Genomic DNA, 15,816 nt, shown 5'->3' with positions numbered 1-15,816 from the left:
CGCTACTGCTGAGGCAGGGCCATTCGCGGCGGCGCCATTCTAGGGAACTGGGGATTGTCGGACAAGATTTGTCCGACGGAATCACGCGCTTGTTTGGCTGGAAGGGGGCGGTGCCTGTGAGATCGAGCGCCGCCCGCGCGGCGCATCGCGACGCAAGGCCGCTCCTACATTTGTTTCGGGCCAATTATTCCTGAAGTGTCGGCGCGGCCCTTTGGCGCCCGCCTCAATATCGCGTCGTACAAACAAGGCGTTCGCGCGCAAATGCCACAGGCCTCATTGGCCCGAAACAAATGTAGGAGCGGCCTTGCGTCGCGATGCGCCGCGCGGGCGGCGCTCGATCTAGAGGGCGCTGGAACAATCAAGACATGCACCCGTGCGCCCCTAATCCCCTATCAGCGTCGCCCTCGCGCCTAACTCAGGTCAGAACACGTTCAACGGATAATCGACGATCACCCGCAGTTCGTCGTTGTCGCTGTTGCTGTCGATCGACGCATAGCCCTGGCTGCCCCGGTGGGCGGCGTAACGCACCAGCACCGAGAGGTCCTTGAAGTCGCCTTCCTGGAACACGTATTTCACGTCCAGGTCACGCTCCCAGTGCATGGCATTCTTGCCATCGGCGCGGTAGTAGTCGTAGTGGGTGTTGTTCTGGTCGGCTTTGGTCAGGTCTGCCTCGCCGCGCGAGTATGACAGCGTCGTGCTCAGGCCGGGGATGCCCAGGCCTGCGAAGTCGTAGCCGTATTGCAGCTTCCACGAGCGCTCGTTGGGCGCGTTGAAGTCCGAGTACATGCGCGAGTTGTCCAGGTACACGCTGTCGCCCAGGTTGATGTAGTCGAACGGCGTATCGCCATTGACCCGCTGGTAGGCAGCCGTGACGCTGTGGAAGCCGGCGTTGACGGTGAAGTGCACGCTGTAGGTGTTGTTGTCGATCTTGCCCAGCAGGGCCTGGCCGGTGTCTTGGGTGTGATAGAAGTGCACACCCGGGTTGAGGCTGACCAGGTCGTTGACCACATAGGTGTAGTCGAAGTCGGCGTAGTACTGGTTCCAGATGTCCTTCAGCTCGGCAGCGTACAGGTTGGCGGTGATGTTTTCGCTACCGCTCCACGCTGCGCCGGCCCAGTTCAGGTGCTTGCTCTTGTCGTGTTCGTCCAGCGAGCCGTAGTAGGTGTCGATGCGGCGGTGGCCGCTCTGGTTGTACGGCTTGGTGAAGCTGACCTGGCCGCCTTCGAGCAGCAGGCCGTCGATGCTGGTGTTGGTCAGGCTCACACCGCGGAAGGTCTGCGGCAGCATGCGGGTTTCGCCACCGGCGATCACCGGGTTGGTGAGGAACAGGTCACCGGCCTTCAGCTCGGTGTCAAAACCCTTCAGTTTGACCGCTGCACCTGCGGTAGAGAACGAATGCGGGGCCGCGCCCAGTTCGCCGTCGTCCTTCACATGCTGCGGCAGAATGCTGGTGCCAGCATGGCCGCCACCGCCATCGAGCTTGAGGCCCAGCATGGCATGGGCGTCCACGCCGAAGCCGATCACGCCGGGGGTATAGCCCGACTCGAAGCGCGCCACTGCGCCCTGGCCCCACTCGCGGGTGTCGCGCGCGCCGGCATTGTGGTTGTCGCGGTTGAAGTAGGCATTACGAAAATGCAGGTTCAGGGAAGACCCTTCGATGAAGCCATCAGCCTTGTCTTCATCTGCCTGGGCGGCGAAAGGCATCGTTGCAGTCAATGCAATGAACAACGGGGTAAAACGAAACGCGGAAGGCACCGGTACTAGCTCCTTTGGTCTGACGGTGGGGCAGTTTTTATTTTTGAATGTGCAACTTTCTTATGGGTGACGTTACCGCCGGGCTGATAGTTAAAACACATAAAAAAAGCCGCTGATTGGCAGCGGCTTTAAAAGGCTAACATATCGGCACCTACGGTGCCCATGGCGTAGCCAAGGGAAAACGGGAGCAGGTACGGCGGCCGATCAGCTGTCGGCATTGGCGTCGCTGGACACCTTGGAAGCTGTCTGGTTTGCGTCTTTTACGGCGTCGGCCTGTTGTGCGGCTACAGCGTCGCGGGCCTCTTGATGGACGGCGGCGAGCTCTGCATTACGGGCGACGAAAGCCGGGGATTCTTCGGCCATGGCCAGGGGCGACAACAACAGGGAAGACAGGACGAAGACGCTGGCAATACCCATACTGTTGGACATTTGAAACTACCTTCTTGCGATGCAAGTGCTAATGAGGACAGGGCTAAAGTTAGTCCCTTCAGGGCACTTTAAACAGAGCGAAGTACGATAAGCACTGTTGCGCAAAAGGTAACGATCATGCGGCGAAAGCTCAGGCTTCTGCGGCAAACCCGCGCAGTTGAGCGCTTGGCAGGCGAATGCCGAAGGTGTTGGCGCCTGCCTCGCTGCGCACAAAAACCTCGCCGCCATGCATCAACGCAATCGCCTTGACGATGGCCAAGCCCAAACCATGGTTGCCACCCCCACTGTTGCTGCGCGCTGCATCCACCCGATAGAAGCGCTCGAACAGCAGCGGCAGGTGTGCGTCTTCGATCGCCGGCCCCGGGTTGCTCACGGCGATGCTGACCTGGCTCGGCCCGCTGTCGATCCGCACCTGGATCACCTGGTTGGGCGCGGTGTGCTGCACGGCATTGTTCAGCAGGTTGATCAGCGCCCGGCGCAGCTGGGCTTTCTCGATGGGCGCCTGGGCATCGCCACTGACCGCGACGCGGACCTGTGCGTCTTCGAGGATGTAGTCCAGGTAGTCCAGCGTGGTCGCCACTTCCTCGGCCAGCGAGGCCTGGGTCAGTGCGGTGGCCTTGCTGCCCTGGTCGGCGCTGGCCAGGAACAGCATGTCGTTGATGATGCTGCGCAGGCGCTCCAGTTCTTCGAGGTTCGATTGCAGCACTTCGAAGTAGTGCTCGGCGCTGCGGCCGCGGGTCAGTGCCACCTGGGTCTGGCCAATCAGGTTGGTCAGCGGCGAGCGCAGCTCGTGGGCGACGTCGGCGTTGAACGCCTCCAGCCGTGAGTAGGCCTGGCTGACCCGGTCGAGCGCGGCGTTGAAGGCCCCGGCGAACTGCGCCAGTTCCGGGGCCAGGTCGTGGGTTTGCAGGCGCCCGTCCAGGCGTGGCGGCGCCAATGCCTGGGCTTCGTTGGACAGCGCCAGCAGCGGGCGCAGGCCGATGCGCGCCACCCAGTAGCCGAGCACCGAGGCCAGCAGCACGCCGAGCACCGCCAAGCCAACGATGGCCACCAGCAGGCTGTGCTGCGCCTGCCAGAAGGTCTCGGTGTCGATGCCGATCAGAAAGCGCAGCGGTGGGCGCTCGGCCAGCGCCGGCAACTCGCTGACCAGCACCTTGTAAGGGTAGGGCTGGCCGGGCAGGCGCAGGTCGCGCATGCCCGGCGGGCCTTCGGCAAACGCGCGAACCAGCTCGCTGGGGTGGCCATAGTCGTAGGCCGGGTCGCTGCTGACCACCCAGAAGCGGATGCGCTTGTCCTCTTCACTGAGCAGGTTGAGCTTGTTGCTGACCTTGGCCCAGTGATCGGCCGTGCCGAAACGGTTGAGGGTGGACTCCAGCACACTGAAACGCGCATCCAGCTCGGCGGCCGGCAGCAGGTCGAGGCTGCGGTCCACCTGGCGGTACAGCGCCGTACCAATCAGCAGGAACACGCCCACCGCCACCAGGATGAACAGCGCCGACAGGCGCAGTGCGATGGAGTTAGCCCGCACGGCTTTCCAGGACATAGCCCATGCCTCGGATGGTGTGCAGCAGCTTGTGGTCGAATGGCCCGTCGAGCTTGGCGCGCAGGCGTTTGATCGCCACTTCGACGACATTCGCGTCACTGTCGAAGTTGATGTCCCAGACCAGCTCGGCAATCGCGGTCTTGGACAGGATTTCGCCCTGGCGGCGGGCCAGCACGCTGAGCAGCGAGAACTCCTTGGCGGTCAGGTCCAGGCGTTGGCCGCCCCGGCTGGCCTTACGTGCCATCAGGTCGATCCACAGGTCGGCGACCTGTATCTGCAGCGGTTCGTGGCTGCTGCTGCGGCGGGTCAGGGCCTGCAGGCGGGCGACCAGTTCGAGGAAGGAAAAGGGTTTGCCCAGGTAATCATCGGCCCCTTCGCGCAGGCCATGGATGCGGTCTTCGACCCGCTCGCGGGCGGTCAGCATGATCACCGGCGTCTGCTTGCGCGCCCGCAAGGCGCGCAGCACGCCGTAGCCGTCCAGGCCCGGCAGCATCACGTCGAGCACGATTACCGCATAGTCACCTTCCAGGGCCAGGTGCAGGCCGTCGATACCGTCACGCGCCAGGTCCACGGTAAAGCCTTGCTCGCTGAGGCCGCGATGCAGGTAATCGGCGGTTTTTTCTTCGTCTTCGATGATCAGCACACGCATGGTCTTGTCTCAACTGGCACTTGGCGCGGCCGCGTTGGCGGCCCGACGGCGATGGAACAGGCGCTCCAGGGCCAAGTATATGACTGGGGTGGTGAACAGCGTCAGGGCCTGGCTCACCAGCAACCCGCCGACCACGGCAATGCCCAGCGGTTGGCGCAGCTCGGCACCGGCGCCGAAACCGAACATCAGCGGCACCGCGCCGAGCAGCGCGGCCAGGGTGGTCATGATGATCGGCCGAAAGCGCGTCAGGCAGGCCTGGTGGATCGCCTGCTCGGGCGTCATGCCGTGATGGCGCTGGGCTTCAAGGGCGAAGTCGATCAAGAGGATGCCGTTTTTCTTGACGATGCCGATCAGCAGCACCACGCCGATCAAGCCCATGATGCTGAAGTCCTGGCCCATGGCCCAGAGCAGGATCAGCGCGCCCAGGCCCGCTGAGGGCAGGGTCGAGATGATGGTCAGCGGGTGGACAAAGCTCTCGTAGAGCACCCCGAGGATGATGTACACCGCCACCAGGGCGGCGAGGATCAGCCACGGCTGGCTCGACAGCGAGCTCTGGAAGGCCTGGGCCGCGCCCTGGAAGTTGCCGCTGATCGAGTCGGGCATGCCCAGTTCGCGCTGGGTGCGCTCCAGGATGCTCACCGCGTCGCCCAAGGCCACGCCCGGGGCCAGGTTGAACGACAGGTTGGCAGCCGGGAACAGCCCATCGTGGCTGATCGACAGCGGCCCGGTGCTGGGCGCGGCAACGTGGGCCACGGCGGACAACGGCACCATCTCGTTGCTCAGGGGCGAGCGCAGGTAGAAGTAGTTGAGGCTCTCGGCCTTGCCACGCTGGCGCGCGTCCAGTTCGAGGATCACTTTGTACTGGTTGGTCTCGGTCTGGAATTCGCTGATCTGCCGTTGGCCGAAGGCGTCGTACAGTGCCTGGTCGACGTCGGTGGTGGTCAGGCCGAAGCGCGCGGCGGCCTGGCGGTCGATGTCGATGCGGGTGACGCTGGCCCCCAGTTGCAGGTCGTTGGACAGGTCGCGCAGTGCCGGGTTTTCACGCAGGCGGTCGGTCATGCGCTGGGTCCACAGGTTCAGTGCCACGCCGTCGTTGCTCTTGAGCACGTACTGGTACTGGGTGCGCGACGGGCCGGAACTGAGGTTGATGTCCTGGCCGGCGCGCATGTACAGGACGATGCCCGGCACCTGGGCGAGCTTGGGCCGCAGCCGGTCGATCAGCTCGCTGGCCGAGACATCGCGCTCGCCGCGAGGCTTGAGGGCGATCCAGAAGCGGCCATTGGCGATGGTCTGGTTGCTGCCGGTGACGCCGACTGAGTGCGAAAATGCACGCACGGCCGGGTCAGCCTCGATGATCTTGGCCAGGGCCTGGTGCTTTTCGATCATCGAAGGGTACGACACGTCCGCTGCCGCTTCGCTGGTGCCGAGAATGAAGCCGGTGTCCTGCAGTGGGAAGAAGCCCTTGGGGATGGCCACGTAACCCACCACGGCCAGGGCCAGAGTGAGGCCGAACACGCCGAGGGTCAGGCGCTGATGGGCCAGGGCGTGGTTCAGGCCTTTTTCGTACCACCTCACCAGGCGCTCGCCAAAGCCGCCGTGCTGCTCGCCGGCCGGGCGGCGCATGAACAACGCGCAGAGGGTGGGTGCCAGGGTCAGCGAGACCACCACCGAAATCAGGATGGTGGCCGTGGCGGTCAGGGCAAACTCCTTGAACAGGCGCCCGACCACCCCGCCCATGAACAGCAGCGGGATGAAGGCGGCAATCAGCGAGAAACTGATCGACACCACGGTAAAGCCGATTTCGCCGGCGCCCTTGAGTGCCGCCGTGCGGCTGTCGTCCCCCGCTTCGAGATGGCGGTGGATGTTTTCCACCACGACGATGGCATCGTCCACCACGAACCCCACCGAAATGACGATGGCCACCAGGGTCAGGTTGTTCAGGCTGAAACCGAGTACGTACATCAGCGCGCAACTGGCAATCAGCGACACCCCGAGCACGCTGGACACCACCAGGGTCGCCGACCATTGACGCAGGAACAGCGCCATGACCCCGATCACCAGGGCCACAGCGATCATCAGGGTCAGCTCCACTTCGTGCAGCGAGGCGCGGATGGTTTGGGTGCGGTCCTGCAGGACCGACACCTCGATCGAAGCGGGGAGCATTTCCTGCAGCTTGGGCAGGGCCGCCAGCACCCGGTCCACGGTGTCGACGATATTGGCGCCGGGCTGGCGAAAGATCACCAGGTTCAGCCCAGGCTGGTCGCCGGACCAGGCCTTGACGTAGGCGTTTTCGGCGCCGTTGATCACCTTGGCCACGTCGCGCAGGTGCACCGGCGCGCCGTCGCGGTACGAGACGATCAGCTGGGCGTAGTCCTCGGGGTGGAACAGCTGGTCGTTGGCCGCGAGAGTCGACACGCTGTGCTCGCCGTACAGCGCGCCCTTGGCCAGGTTGAGGCTGGTCTGCTGGATGGCCAGGCGCAGGTCGGCGAGGGTCAGGCCGATGGCTGCCAGCTTCTCCGGTTGCGCCTGCACGCGGATGGCGGGGCGCAATTGCCCGGTGATATTGATCAGGCCGACCCCGTCGATCTGGCTCAGTTGGCGTGCCAGCAGGGTTTCGGTGTAATCGCTCAGGTCATTGCCGGGCATCTGGTTCGAGCTGACAGTCAGCACCAGCACCGGGCTGTCGGCCGGGTTGACCTTGCGCCAGGTCGGCGGGTTGGGCAGGTCTTGCGGCAAGCGGGCAGTGGCGGTGTTGATCGCGGCCTGGACTTCCTGGGCCGCCGTGTCGATGTTCTTGTCGAGGGTGAACTGCAGAATCAGGTTGGTCGACCCCAGCGCGCTGCTGCTGGTCATCTGGGTCATGCCGGGGATGGCACTGAACTGCACTTCCAGCGGCGTGGCCACCGACGAGGCCATGGTTTCCGGGCTGGCCCCTGGCAACTGGGCAGTGACCTGAATGGTCGGGAAGTCGGCCTCGGGCAGCGGTGCCACCGGCAGGCGGGGGAAGGCGATGGCCCCCAGCATCACCAGAGCGAAGGTCAGCAGCAAGGTAGCGATCGGGTGGTCGATGCACCAGGCCGAAACCCCGTTGCGCGCGTTCATGGCTGGCCCCGGCCGTCGGCCATTTCTGCGGGGGCCGGCGCATCGGTGGTGACTTCGACCCGCGCCCCAGGCTTGAGCCGCGACTGGCCGTCGAGCACCAGGCGCTCGCCTGCCTTGACCCCGGCGATAACGTTCAGCCCGCTGTTCTGGTACAGCACCTTGACCGGCACGCTGGTCACCTTGTCACCGTCCAGGCGGTACACGAAATGGCCGTCGACGCCGCGCTGCACCACGGGTGGCGGCACCACCAGGGCGTCTTCTTGCATTGCCGTGCGCAAGCGAACGGTGACCAGTTGGCCGGGCCACAGGCGCCCGTCCTTGTTGTCGAATTCGGCCTTTACCCGCACCGTGCCCGTGGTCGCCGAAATCTGGTTGTCGATCAGCGCCAGGTGGCCTTCACCGAGCAGGCTGCGTTCGCCGTCGGCGTCCATGTAGGCCTGCACCAGCGCCGGGCTGGGCGCCTTGAGCAGGCTTTGCAGGGTGGGCAGCATCTGTTGCGGCAGGGCGAACTCGACGGCGATCGGGTCGATCTGGGTCACGCTGAACAGGCCCTGGGTGTCGCTGCTGCGTACCAGGTTGCCGGGGTCGACGTTACGGATACCGACCCGGCCGGTCACCGGTGAGCGGATCTGCGTGTAGGACAGTTGTACTTCGGCGTTGGCGATGGCGGCCTGGTTGCCCTTGACCGTGGCCTGCAACTGGTTGACCAGGGCCTGCTGCTGGTCGAGGGTTTGCTTGGATACCCCGTCATCGGTACTCAGCAGGCGGTAGCGCTTGAGGTCGACACCGGCGACCTGGATCTGCGCCTGGCTCTGCCCGAGCTGCGCGCGCGCCTGGTCGAGGCTGGCGCGGATCGAGCGGTCGTCGAGGGTGGCCAGCAGGTCGCCTTCCTTTACCCATTGGCCTTCCTTGACCAGCACCTGGGTCAGCACGCCTTCCACCTGTGCGCGGATTTCGACGCTGTGCAGCGACAGCACCGAACCGATGGCGCTGGCATAGCGCGGCACGTCTTGTTGGGTGACGCTGACCACGCGCACGGGGATCGCTGCCTGGGCGCGGGGGGCGGGCGCTGGTTGACGCTGGCTGAACCAGACGCCCAGCGCTACCAGAATGAGCAGCGCCAAGGCGGCAAGGGTGGCAGAGCGGGACGGACGTCGCATCGGGGGCGGGCACCTTGGCCAGAAGGGGGAGACGGTTGTCTGTACTCAAGCTTATAGCCCCCGGAGAGGGTCGGCAGCATGACGGCTGGCTGACAGCGGTGACAGTTTCGGGTTTGGCGACGGTTTTGTGATGGGGCGGAAATCGAGCGCCGCCCGCGCGGCGCTCGATCTCGAATCCGCCACAAGGCCCAAGCCATGCACCCGGCCCCGCCGCAATCCGCGTTACCCCCTCAAAACCCAATAAACGCGTAATAAACCGGCGTTTCAGAGGTCGTGCTCAGCCCAATCCCCCGCAAACTGGCCGTCAACGCTTCATCCTGCACATGCAGCGTCCACCGGGCCCCATTATCCTCTGGCACCTGCGCCAACGCTGTCGCAAAAGCCCCCATCTCCGGCAGATAAGCCGTAAACCCGTTCCCTTTCAGCGCACTGGTAGTCATGCCCAACGCCTGGCAAACCGCAACCTTGGCCGCGATGTCATCACGATCCGCCTGGCGCGAAGCCTCCACCAGCGCCGCCAGCCCCGCGTCGGCCAGCTGGCTGCCATGAATCAGCGCCGGCCCCTGCTGCCAAGCCTCGGTCGGGCAGTCCTTGTTCTCGGGTCGCAGCGGAATATGCGGGTTGATTTCCACCGGGTAGATGCGACAGACCAGCGGGCGCGTGTCGTAAATGGTGCACAGGTCATTGTCGTCGAGGTTGCGACAGCGCCCCGGGTTGAAGGCCGCGAAGGTCACCGAGACGCGAGCGACCGTGTCGCCGCAGGCCACCGGGTGGGAGCGGCGCAGCACATGCTCGCGTTGCTCCTCGGGCATGCCCGGGCCATCGGCCACGAAGGCTTCTATCAATACCACCACCTGGCCCCCAGACCCCGCCCACTGGCGCGCCTCGTCGAGGGTCAGCGGCACATGGTGGCCGGTGCAGCACTTGCCGCAGCCGGTGCAGGCGAAACGCAGGTTGTCGGTCACTTGGCTTCCGGGTTCCATTCGCTGACGAACGCGCGCTGGTGCTGGCGGTCGTAAAGGCACAATTCGGTGCCGCTACGTTGCTGCATGTGCTTTTGCGGGTAGACGCCTTCGATCAGTAGGGCACTCATGCCGACCTGGTCGTCGAATTCGGCGGGCTTGCCGCGCGCATGGGCGTCCTTGAACTGGCTGGCGGCAAGGCACGTCTTGAGCATCTGCTGGCGCTGCTCGTTCCAGGCCTGGCTGCTGGAGGCCTGGGCGACACCGCTGAACAGCGCGCAGGCGACTAGGAGGGAGCTGAAAAACTTCATACGCGATTCCGGCAAATATCTTCCGAGGGGAGCGAATTATGCCCGAGTCACCCCCGACGGCAAGCCGGGGAGTTTGTCGCTTGATGTATCAACGCTCGGCAAACACCACTGCCCGCGCCGCCACCACCAGGCAATCGGTCAGCTCCGGCGAGGAGAACTTGGTAAGGATGGCATTGGCCCCCGCCAGCCTGGCTTTTTCGCTGCTCATGGCGCTGTCGAGCGAGGTGTGCAGCAGGATATACAGGTGCTGAAAATCGGGCGTTTCACGCAGGGTACGGGTGAAAGCATAGCCGTCCATTTCGGACATCTCGATATCGGAGACGATGATGTTGATCTCCTGCGCGGTGCCCTGCAGTTCCAACAACACGTTGATGGCATCCTTGGCGCTGCGTGCGGTATGGCATTCGATGCCCAGGTTGCGCAGGGTGTGCACCGACTGCTGCAAGGCCACCTGGCTGTCGTCCACCACCAGGATGTTGGCGGCGGCCAGCAGGCTCGCGTCTTCTTCGGTCAGGGCGCCGTGCTGTGGCTCGGCGGCAGGCGGGGCGATGGCATGGATGACCTTCTCGATGTCCAGTACCTGCACCAGCGCGTTGTCGACCCGGGTCACGCCGGTGATGAACGAGCGGTTGCCCGAACCGAAGGGCGGCGGTTTGATGTCGGTGCTCAGGCAATGCACGATGCGGCTCACGGCCTGTACATGCAGGCCCTGGCGCGAGCGGCTGATCTCGGTGACGATCAGGCAGCCGCCGTCCGGGTCGGCCAGCGGGCGCTCGCCGATGGCGCGGGACAGGTCGATGACCGACAGCGAGTTGCCGCGCAGGGTGGCCACACCTTTCACATGGGGGTGCGATTCGGGCAGCTTGGTCAGTGAAGGGCAGGGGATGATCTCGCTGACCTTGAGCAGGTTGATTGCCATCAGCTTGCCGCTGCGCAGGGTGAACAGCAGCAGGGACAGCGAATCCGCGCGGGCATTTTGCGTGGCCATGGTGACCTTCGTGGGAATAGGGGGATAACGGGTTATCGGCGTATTTGCGTCGGGCTTTAGTGGGCGTGTTGTCGCTGCCTGGCCTGATAGAGCGGGAGGCGCAAAGCGCCCCCACGATTACCGTTCGCGCAGGGCTTCCTTGGCTCGGTTCAACGGCTTGATCAGGTAGTCGAGGATGGTCTTCTCGCCCGTGCGGATATCCACCGTGGCAATCATCCCGGGCACGATCGCAAAGTGCTTGCCGGCCTTGTTCTGCAGGCTGTCCTGCTCGGTGCGGATAAACACCCGGTAGTAGTAGATCTCCGGCTTCACCTCGTCCTGCAGGGTATCCGGCGAGATGCCGACTACTTTGCCTTCCAGCCCGCCGTACACCGAGTAGTCATAGGCACTGATCTTGACCTTGGCCGCCTGGTCGGGGTGGATGAAGGCGATGTCCCGTGGGGCAATGCGGGTCTCGATCAGCAGGCGCTCGTCCATCGGCACGATCTTCATCACTTGCCCACCGGGCTGCACCACACCGCCCAAGGTATTGACCTCGATGTCCTTGACGATGCCGCGCACCGGTGAGCGCAGGGTCAGGCGCGTCAGCGAGTCGCTGCGCCCGCGGATCACCTCGGACAGGCTGTCGGCCTCGGCGCTGGCCTTGGCCAGTTCCTCGCGTGCACGCACCAGGTAATCGGAGCGCGCTTCGTTGGCCTTGAGCTGCAGTTCCGAGCGCTGGCGGTTCAAGCGGATCACCTCGACCCGGCTCGAGGCGCCCATCTTCGCCAGGTTCTCGGTGATCTTCAGCTCGCTGCGCACCAGTTGCAGCGAGTCCTCGATACCGGCCAGGGTCTGCTCCAGGCCACGGCGGCGGGTCTGGTACAGCGCGGTCTCGGCGTCGATCAGGTCGGGTGAGTCGCGCAGGCTGTCGGGGAACACCAACGGCTTGCCGGTCACCTCGGCCTGCAAGCGGGCCTGGCTGGCCTTGGCCGCGCGGTACTTGGCTTCGCTTTCGCCGACGCTGGAGGAGGTCTTGGTCGGGTCGAGCTGGGCCAGTACCTGCCCGCGGTCGACCAGGTCACCTTCGGCCACGCTCATCTGCGCGACGATGCCGCCCTCGAACGACTGGATCACCTGCTCGCGTGAACTGGGGATCACCTTGCCGGTGCCGGTGGACACTTCGGTCACCTCGAACCAGGCCGCCCACGCCAGGAACGCCGCCAGCATCAGCGCACAGATCGTGATGATACGGCCGGCGCGGAACACCGCCTGGTCGTCCTGCCCGTCCAGGTAGGACGCCGGGAGTTCATGGTTGCTCATGCCTGGGCTCCTTGCAGTTTCGCCAGCGCGGCATCGCGTTTGTCGTCGATGACGATGCGCCCGCCATCGAGCACGAGGATTCGGTCGACCCGCTGCAGCACGCTCAGGCGGTGGGTGGCGATCACCAGGGTGCGGCCCTGGCAGAAGCGTTCGAGGTTATCCAGCAGCTTGCGTTCGGTCATGTCGTCGAGGGACGCGGTGGGTTCGTCCAGCAACAGCACCTGCGGCTGGCGCACCAGCAGGCGTGACAGCACCAGGGCCTGGCGTTGGCCGCCGGACAGGCCCACGCCGCCTTCCAGAATCAAGTGGTCCATGCCTTTGGGCAGCCGCCGGACAAAGTCCAGCGCCCCCGTGGCGGCCAGGGCGGCGACCAACTCCTGATCACTGGCCTGGCCGGCACCCAGGGTGAGGTTTTCCCGCAGGGTGCCGTGGAACAGCCGCGAGTACTGCGGCAGCAGGCCGACATCGCGGCGCAGGTCGGCAGGGTCGAGGTGGGCCAGGGCGATGCTGTCCAGGTTGATTTCGCCCTGCACCAGGTCCATGGCACCGCCCAGGGCCTGCAGCAGGGTGGATTTACCGGCACCGTTGCGGCCGAGCACGGCGATGCGTTCACCCGGCTGGATGTCCAGCTGGGCGATGCTCAGGACGGGCGGGGCCTCCGGGCTGTAGCGGAAGTTGGCCTGGCGCAGCTGATACTCGCCGCGGATGGCCGGCAGGTGCACGCGGGCTTCGTTTTCGGGGTGATCGACCGGTGACTGCATCAACTTGTCGAGGCCTTGCAGGGCCACCTTGGCCTGCTGCCAGCGAGTCAGCACATGGGTCAGTTGTGCCAGCGGCGCCATCATGCGCGACGACAGCATCGACGCCGCCACCAGGCTACCGGTGGTGAGGTCGCCGGCGATCACCATCGGTGCGCCGATGACGATGACCACCGCAAACACCGCACCCTGCACGTTCTGCGTCCAGGTCACCAGGCCGTTGGTCAGGGTGCGCAGGCGCAGGTTGGTGTGGGCGCAGGCGGCGTTGTACTGGTTCCATTGGCGCTCGAAGCGTGCCTCGGCTTGCAGTGCCTTGATTTCGTCCAGGCCCTGGATGCTCTCAACCAGCATGGCGTTACGCAGCGCCGACTCACGCATCGAGGCATTGGCCAGGCGGGCCAGGCGCCGTTGCGCGAGCAGGCCGGGCAGGACCATGGCCAGCAACGCCACCAGCGGGATGAACACCAGCACGCCGCCGATCAGCCAGAACACGAACAGGAACAACAGGAAGAACGGCAGGTCGGCCAGGGCCGTGGCGGTGCTCGAGGTGATCAGGTCGCGGATCGACTCCAGCTCGCGTAACTGCGAGATGAACGAGCCGGTCGACTTGGGTCGCACCGAATTGCGCAGGCGCAAGGCATGCCCATAGACCAGGTCGGAGACGCGCAGGTCGGCGCGCTTGCCCAGCAGGTCGGTCACCTTCAGGCGTAGCAGGCGCATGCTGAAGTCGAACACCAGCGCCAGTACTACACCGCCAAACAGCACGTACAGCGTGGGCAGGGACTCGGCGGGGATCACCCGGTCGTACACCTGCATGGAAAACAGCACGCCGGCCAGGGCCAGCACGTTGGCCACCAGCGAGGCGACCATCACCTGCCCATACGGGCGCAGGTCGCGCAACACGATGCGGGCGAACCAGTGGCGGTCGTAGGGGGCGGTGTAGTCGTCGGTGCGCACATCGCGCAACGGCCGCGCCGGGCGCAGCAGGGCAACCCGGGTGATGCGCCCTTTGAGGGTGTCGCGCGGCAGGCGTGAGGTCAGCCCCTGGTCACCGGCGAAGACTACCGCCAGGTCGTCCTCTTCGGTTACCGACTCGACCACTGCCAACTGGCCGTCGTCGAGTTCCAGTACCAGCGGCGTGCGCCATTGCCGCAGGCCTTTGGCATCGAAGCGCACGAAGCGCAGCGCCAGCCCGGCCTGGCGGGCCATGTGGCGAAGAATTTCATCCAGTGGGCGGGCATCTTCGACGGCCGCCAGGCGTATGCGTTGCGGCGACACGTCCAGGCGGTAGTGGTGCGCGACCTGGAGCATGACCTCAAGCCAAGGCCCCAGGTCTGGCCGTTGCTGGGCCGTTTGCTCCGGGGGCTGGCTGGGCAGGGTCACATTGACGGATTCGTTCATGGCTGGATCTCCACACCTTGCAGGTTACGCCCCTCGAGCCCGAAGGCCGTGCGCAGGGCGCCGGTGTTGTAAAGGCAGTCGACATCCAGGCGCAGCAGGTCGGAGCGGGTGCCGGCGAGTTCGAAGCGTGACTGGTAGATTTCCTGCTCGGCGTTGAGCAGGTCGAGCAGGGGCCGGGTGCCCAGGTCCAGGTACTGCCGGCCGTACAGCATGCGGGCTTCCTGAATGCTGACCTGGCGGGCCTCCAGCGAACTGAGCCGACGGCCCAGCCCCGAGGTCTGCGCCATGGCCTCGGCCAGGCCGCGGCGGGCCTGCAGGCGGGCGGCATCTTCGGCCGAGTCGGCGGCAGTCAGCGCATGGCCGGCGGCGCGGCTGCGGGCGCTGATGGCGCCGCCCTGGTAGATGGGCACCTCGACGTTCAGGTAGATGCCTGCCTGGGTGCGGTCCATGCGTGAGTTGTCGCGGTCGTAGTCGTTGTCCAGGTAGTGGTTGATCTGCGGCTGCAGCGACACGGTGGGGTAGGCTTCGGCCTTGGCCTGGGCCAGTTCGGCCTGGCCTTGGGCGCGTTGGGCCAAGGCCATCAGCACGGCGGGCAAGCGGTCGTCGCCTTGTGCCGGGCGCTTGCAGGCCTGGTTCAGCTCGGGTGGCGATTCTTCGGCCAGCGCCGGTGGCGTGACCCGCCCCAGCAACGATGCCAGGGTCGAGCGCCAGCGTTCGTACTGTGACTGGTATTCCTCCAGGGTGGCGCGGGCGCTTTCCACGCGGGACTCGGCCTGGACCACGTCGGAGCGGGTGCTGGCGCCCATGTCGCTGCGTTGGCGAGCCATGCCGGCGATGTCGCCCACCCCGCGGATCTGGTCGCGGGCAATGGTGATCAGTTGTTCGTAGCGCCGGGTTTCGACCCAGGCATAGGCGGTGTCGCGGGCCAGTTCGTCGACCACCAGCAGGATATTGGCTTGGGCGCGGGCGGCGGCGGCCTGGGCAGCGCTGACGGCGCTGTCGACCTTGCCGAAGTCGTAGAGCATCTGCTTGAGTGACAGGTTGAGCGCCTGGCTGTTGCGGTCGCCGCCGTAGCCGGTGTCATAGCCAGTGCGCACACCGCCGGAAATCTGCGGGTAGTAACCGGCGCGGGCAACATTGATGCCTTCGCCTTGCTTGTAGAGGTTGCCGATGGCCTCGGCGATGCTGGGGTGCCATTGCGCGGCTTGCAGCACCGCTTCGGTCAGGCCAAGGCGGTCGCCATTGGCGACGGGGGCCATGCCGATGGCAGGGCGGGCGGGCACTGCATCGGGCGCATCACGTAACAGTGATGGCCCGATCTGGCGCAGTTGTGGGTCGATGTCATCGGCCGCCTGGGCAGCCGTGTTGAAGTTCAGGGCCAGGAGCCCCAAGGCTCCCAGCAACAGCGGTGACAGCGGACTGCTTCGCTTCACATAGTTCCCTTACTGCTATTCCG

Annotated in this window: 12 protein-coding genes; all 12 read right to left on the bottom strand. The window is 65.3% G+C overall.

Annotation, left to right across the window (positions count from 1 at the left end; genetic code table 11):
• Positions 1–420: 420 nt before the first annotated feature.
• Positions 421–1,755, bottom strand: coding sequence for an OprD family porin (locus HU766_RS23435; RefSeq protein WP_095064026.1), 1,335 nt, complete (start codon positions 1,753–1,755; stop codon positions 421–423).
• A gap of 204 nt (positions 1,756–1,959) precedes the next feature.
• On the bottom strand, positions 1,960–2,184 hold the full coding sequence (locus tag HU766_RS23430; protein WP_033701248.1) for a hypothetical protein: 225 nt from the start codon (positions 2,182–2,184) through the stop codon (positions 1,960–1,962).
• A 130-nt stretch (positions 2,185–2,314) separates the two neighbouring features.
• Positions 2,315–3,727, bottom strand: coding sequence for a heavy metal sensor histidine kinase (locus HU766_RS23425; protein ID WP_186661071.1), 1,413 nt, complete (start codon positions 3,725–3,727; stop codon positions 2,315–2,317).
• Positions 3,702–4,376 carry a heavy metal response regulator transcription factor gene (locus HU766_RS23420; protein WP_186661069.1) on the bottom strand — a complete coding sequence of 225 codons (675 nt, stop codon included), beginning with the start codon at positions 4,374–4,376 and terminating at the stop codon, positions 3,702–3,704. Before HU766_RS23420 ends, HU766_RS23425 begins: the two co-directional genes overlap by 26 nt.
• 9 nt (positions 4,377–4,385) lie before the next feature.
• Positions 4,386–7,478 (bottom strand): multidrug efflux RND transporter permease subunit, encoded by a 3,093-nt coding sequence (locus HU766_RS23415; RefSeq protein WP_186661067.1) that lies wholly within the window; start codon positions 7,476–7,478, stop codon positions 4,386–4,388.
• The gene (locus HU766_RS23410) at positions 7,475–8,638 is read right to left on the bottom strand and encodes an efflux RND transporter periplasmic adaptor subunit (protein ID WP_186661065.1); all 1,164 of its coding nucleotides are present in this window, start codon (positions 8,636–8,638) and stop codon (positions 7,475–7,477) included. The genes HU766_RS23415 and HU766_RS23410 overlap by 4 nt, the downstream gene beginning before the upstream one ends.
• A gap of 230 nt (positions 8,639–8,868) precedes the next feature.
• Positions 8,869–9,603, bottom strand: coding sequence for a YkgJ family cysteine cluster protein (locus tag HU766_RS23405; RefSeq protein WP_186661063.1), 735 nt, complete (start codon positions 9,601–9,603; stop codon positions 8,869–8,871).
• The gene (locus tag HU766_RS23400) at positions 9,600–9,911 is read right to left on the bottom strand and encodes a hypothetical protein (RefSeq protein WP_186661061.1); all 312 of its coding nucleotides are present in this window, start codon (positions 9,909–9,911) and stop codon (positions 9,600–9,602) included. The genes HU766_RS23405 and HU766_RS23400 overlap by 4 nt, the downstream gene beginning before the upstream one ends.
• Before the next feature lie 88 nt (positions 9,912–9,999).
• Complete coding sequence (locus HU766_RS23395) at positions 10,000–10,899, bottom strand: chemotaxis protein (protein WP_033701239.1); 900 nt, start codon at positions 10,897–10,899, stop codon at positions 10,000–10,002.
• A gap of 117 nt (positions 10,900–11,016) precedes the next feature.
• Positions 11,017–12,201, bottom strand: coding sequence for an HlyD family type I secretion periplasmic adaptor subunit (locus HU766_RS23390; protein WP_033701238.1), 1,185 nt, complete (start codon positions 12,199–12,201; stop codon positions 11,017–11,019).
• Positions 12,198–14,360 carry a type I secretion system permease/ATPase gene (locus HU766_RS23385; RefSeq protein ID WP_186661059.1) on the bottom strand — a complete coding sequence of 721 codons (2,163 nt, stop codon included), beginning with the start codon at positions 14,358–14,360 and terminating at the stop codon, positions 12,198–12,200. Before HU766_RS23385 ends, HU766_RS23390 begins: the two co-directional genes overlap by 4 nt.
• Positions 14,357–15,793: a TolC family outer membrane protein gene (locus HU766_RS23380; RefSeq protein ID WP_033701236.1), complete on the bottom strand. Its 1,437-nt coding sequence runs from the start codon at positions 15,791–15,793 to the stop codon at positions 14,357–14,359. The genes HU766_RS23385 and HU766_RS23380 overlap by 4 nt, the downstream gene beginning before the upstream one ends.
• Positions 15,794–15,816: the final 23 nt, after the last annotated feature.

Origin of the sequence: Pseudomonas sp. SWRI77, from assembly GCF_014269105.1 — a bacterium.
GTDB classification, from domain to species: Bacteria; Pseudomonadota; Gammaproteobacteria; order Pseudomonadales; family Pseudomonadaceae; genus Aquipseudomonas; species Aquipseudomonas capeferrum.
The sequence above is the reverse complement of the archived record's forward strand: the minus strand, read 5'-3'. Positions and strand labels throughout refer to the sequence as shown.

What these genes read in the sequence shown, in the direction of transcription:
- HU766_RS23385 (WP_186661059.1), bottom strand. Translation starts at nt 14,360, where the DNA reads ATGAACGAATCCGTCAATGTGACCCTGCCCAGCCAGCCCCCGGAGCAA.
- HU766_RS23395 (WP_033701239.1), bottom strand. Translation starts at nt 10,899, where the DNA reads ATGGCCACGCAAAATGCCCGCGCGGATTCGCTGTCCCTGCTGCTGTTC.
- HU766_RS23430 (WP_033701248.1), bottom strand. Translation starts at nt 2,184, where the DNA reads ATGTCCAACAGTATGGGTATTGCCAGCGTCTTCGTCCTGTCTTCCCTG.
- HU766_RS23420 (WP_186661069.1), bottom strand. Translation starts at nt 4,376, where the DNA reads ATGCGTGTGCTGATCATCGAAGACGAAGAAAAAACCGCCGATTACCTG.
- HU766_RS23410 (WP_186661065.1), bottom strand. Translation starts at nt 8,638, where the DNA reads ATGCGACGTCCGTCCCGCTCTGCCACCCTTGCCGCCTTGGCGCTGCTC.
- HU766_RS23415 (WP_186661067.1), bottom strand. Translation starts at nt 7,478, where the DNA reads ATGAACGCGCGCAACGGGGTTTCGGCCTGGTGCATCGACCACCCGATC.
- HU766_RS23425 (WP_186661071.1), bottom strand. Translation starts at nt 3,727, where the DNA reads ATGTCCTGGAAAGCCGTGCGGGCTAACTCCATCGCACTGCGCCTGTCG.
- HU766_RS23400 (WP_186661061.1), bottom strand. Translation starts at nt 9,911, where the DNA reads ATGAAGTTTTTCAGCTCCCTCCTAGTCGCCTGCGCGCTGTTCAGCGGT.
- HU766_RS23390 (WP_033701238.1), bottom strand. Translation starts at nt 12,201, where the DNA reads ATGAGCAACCATGAACTCCCGGCGTCCTACCTGGACGGGCAGGACGAC.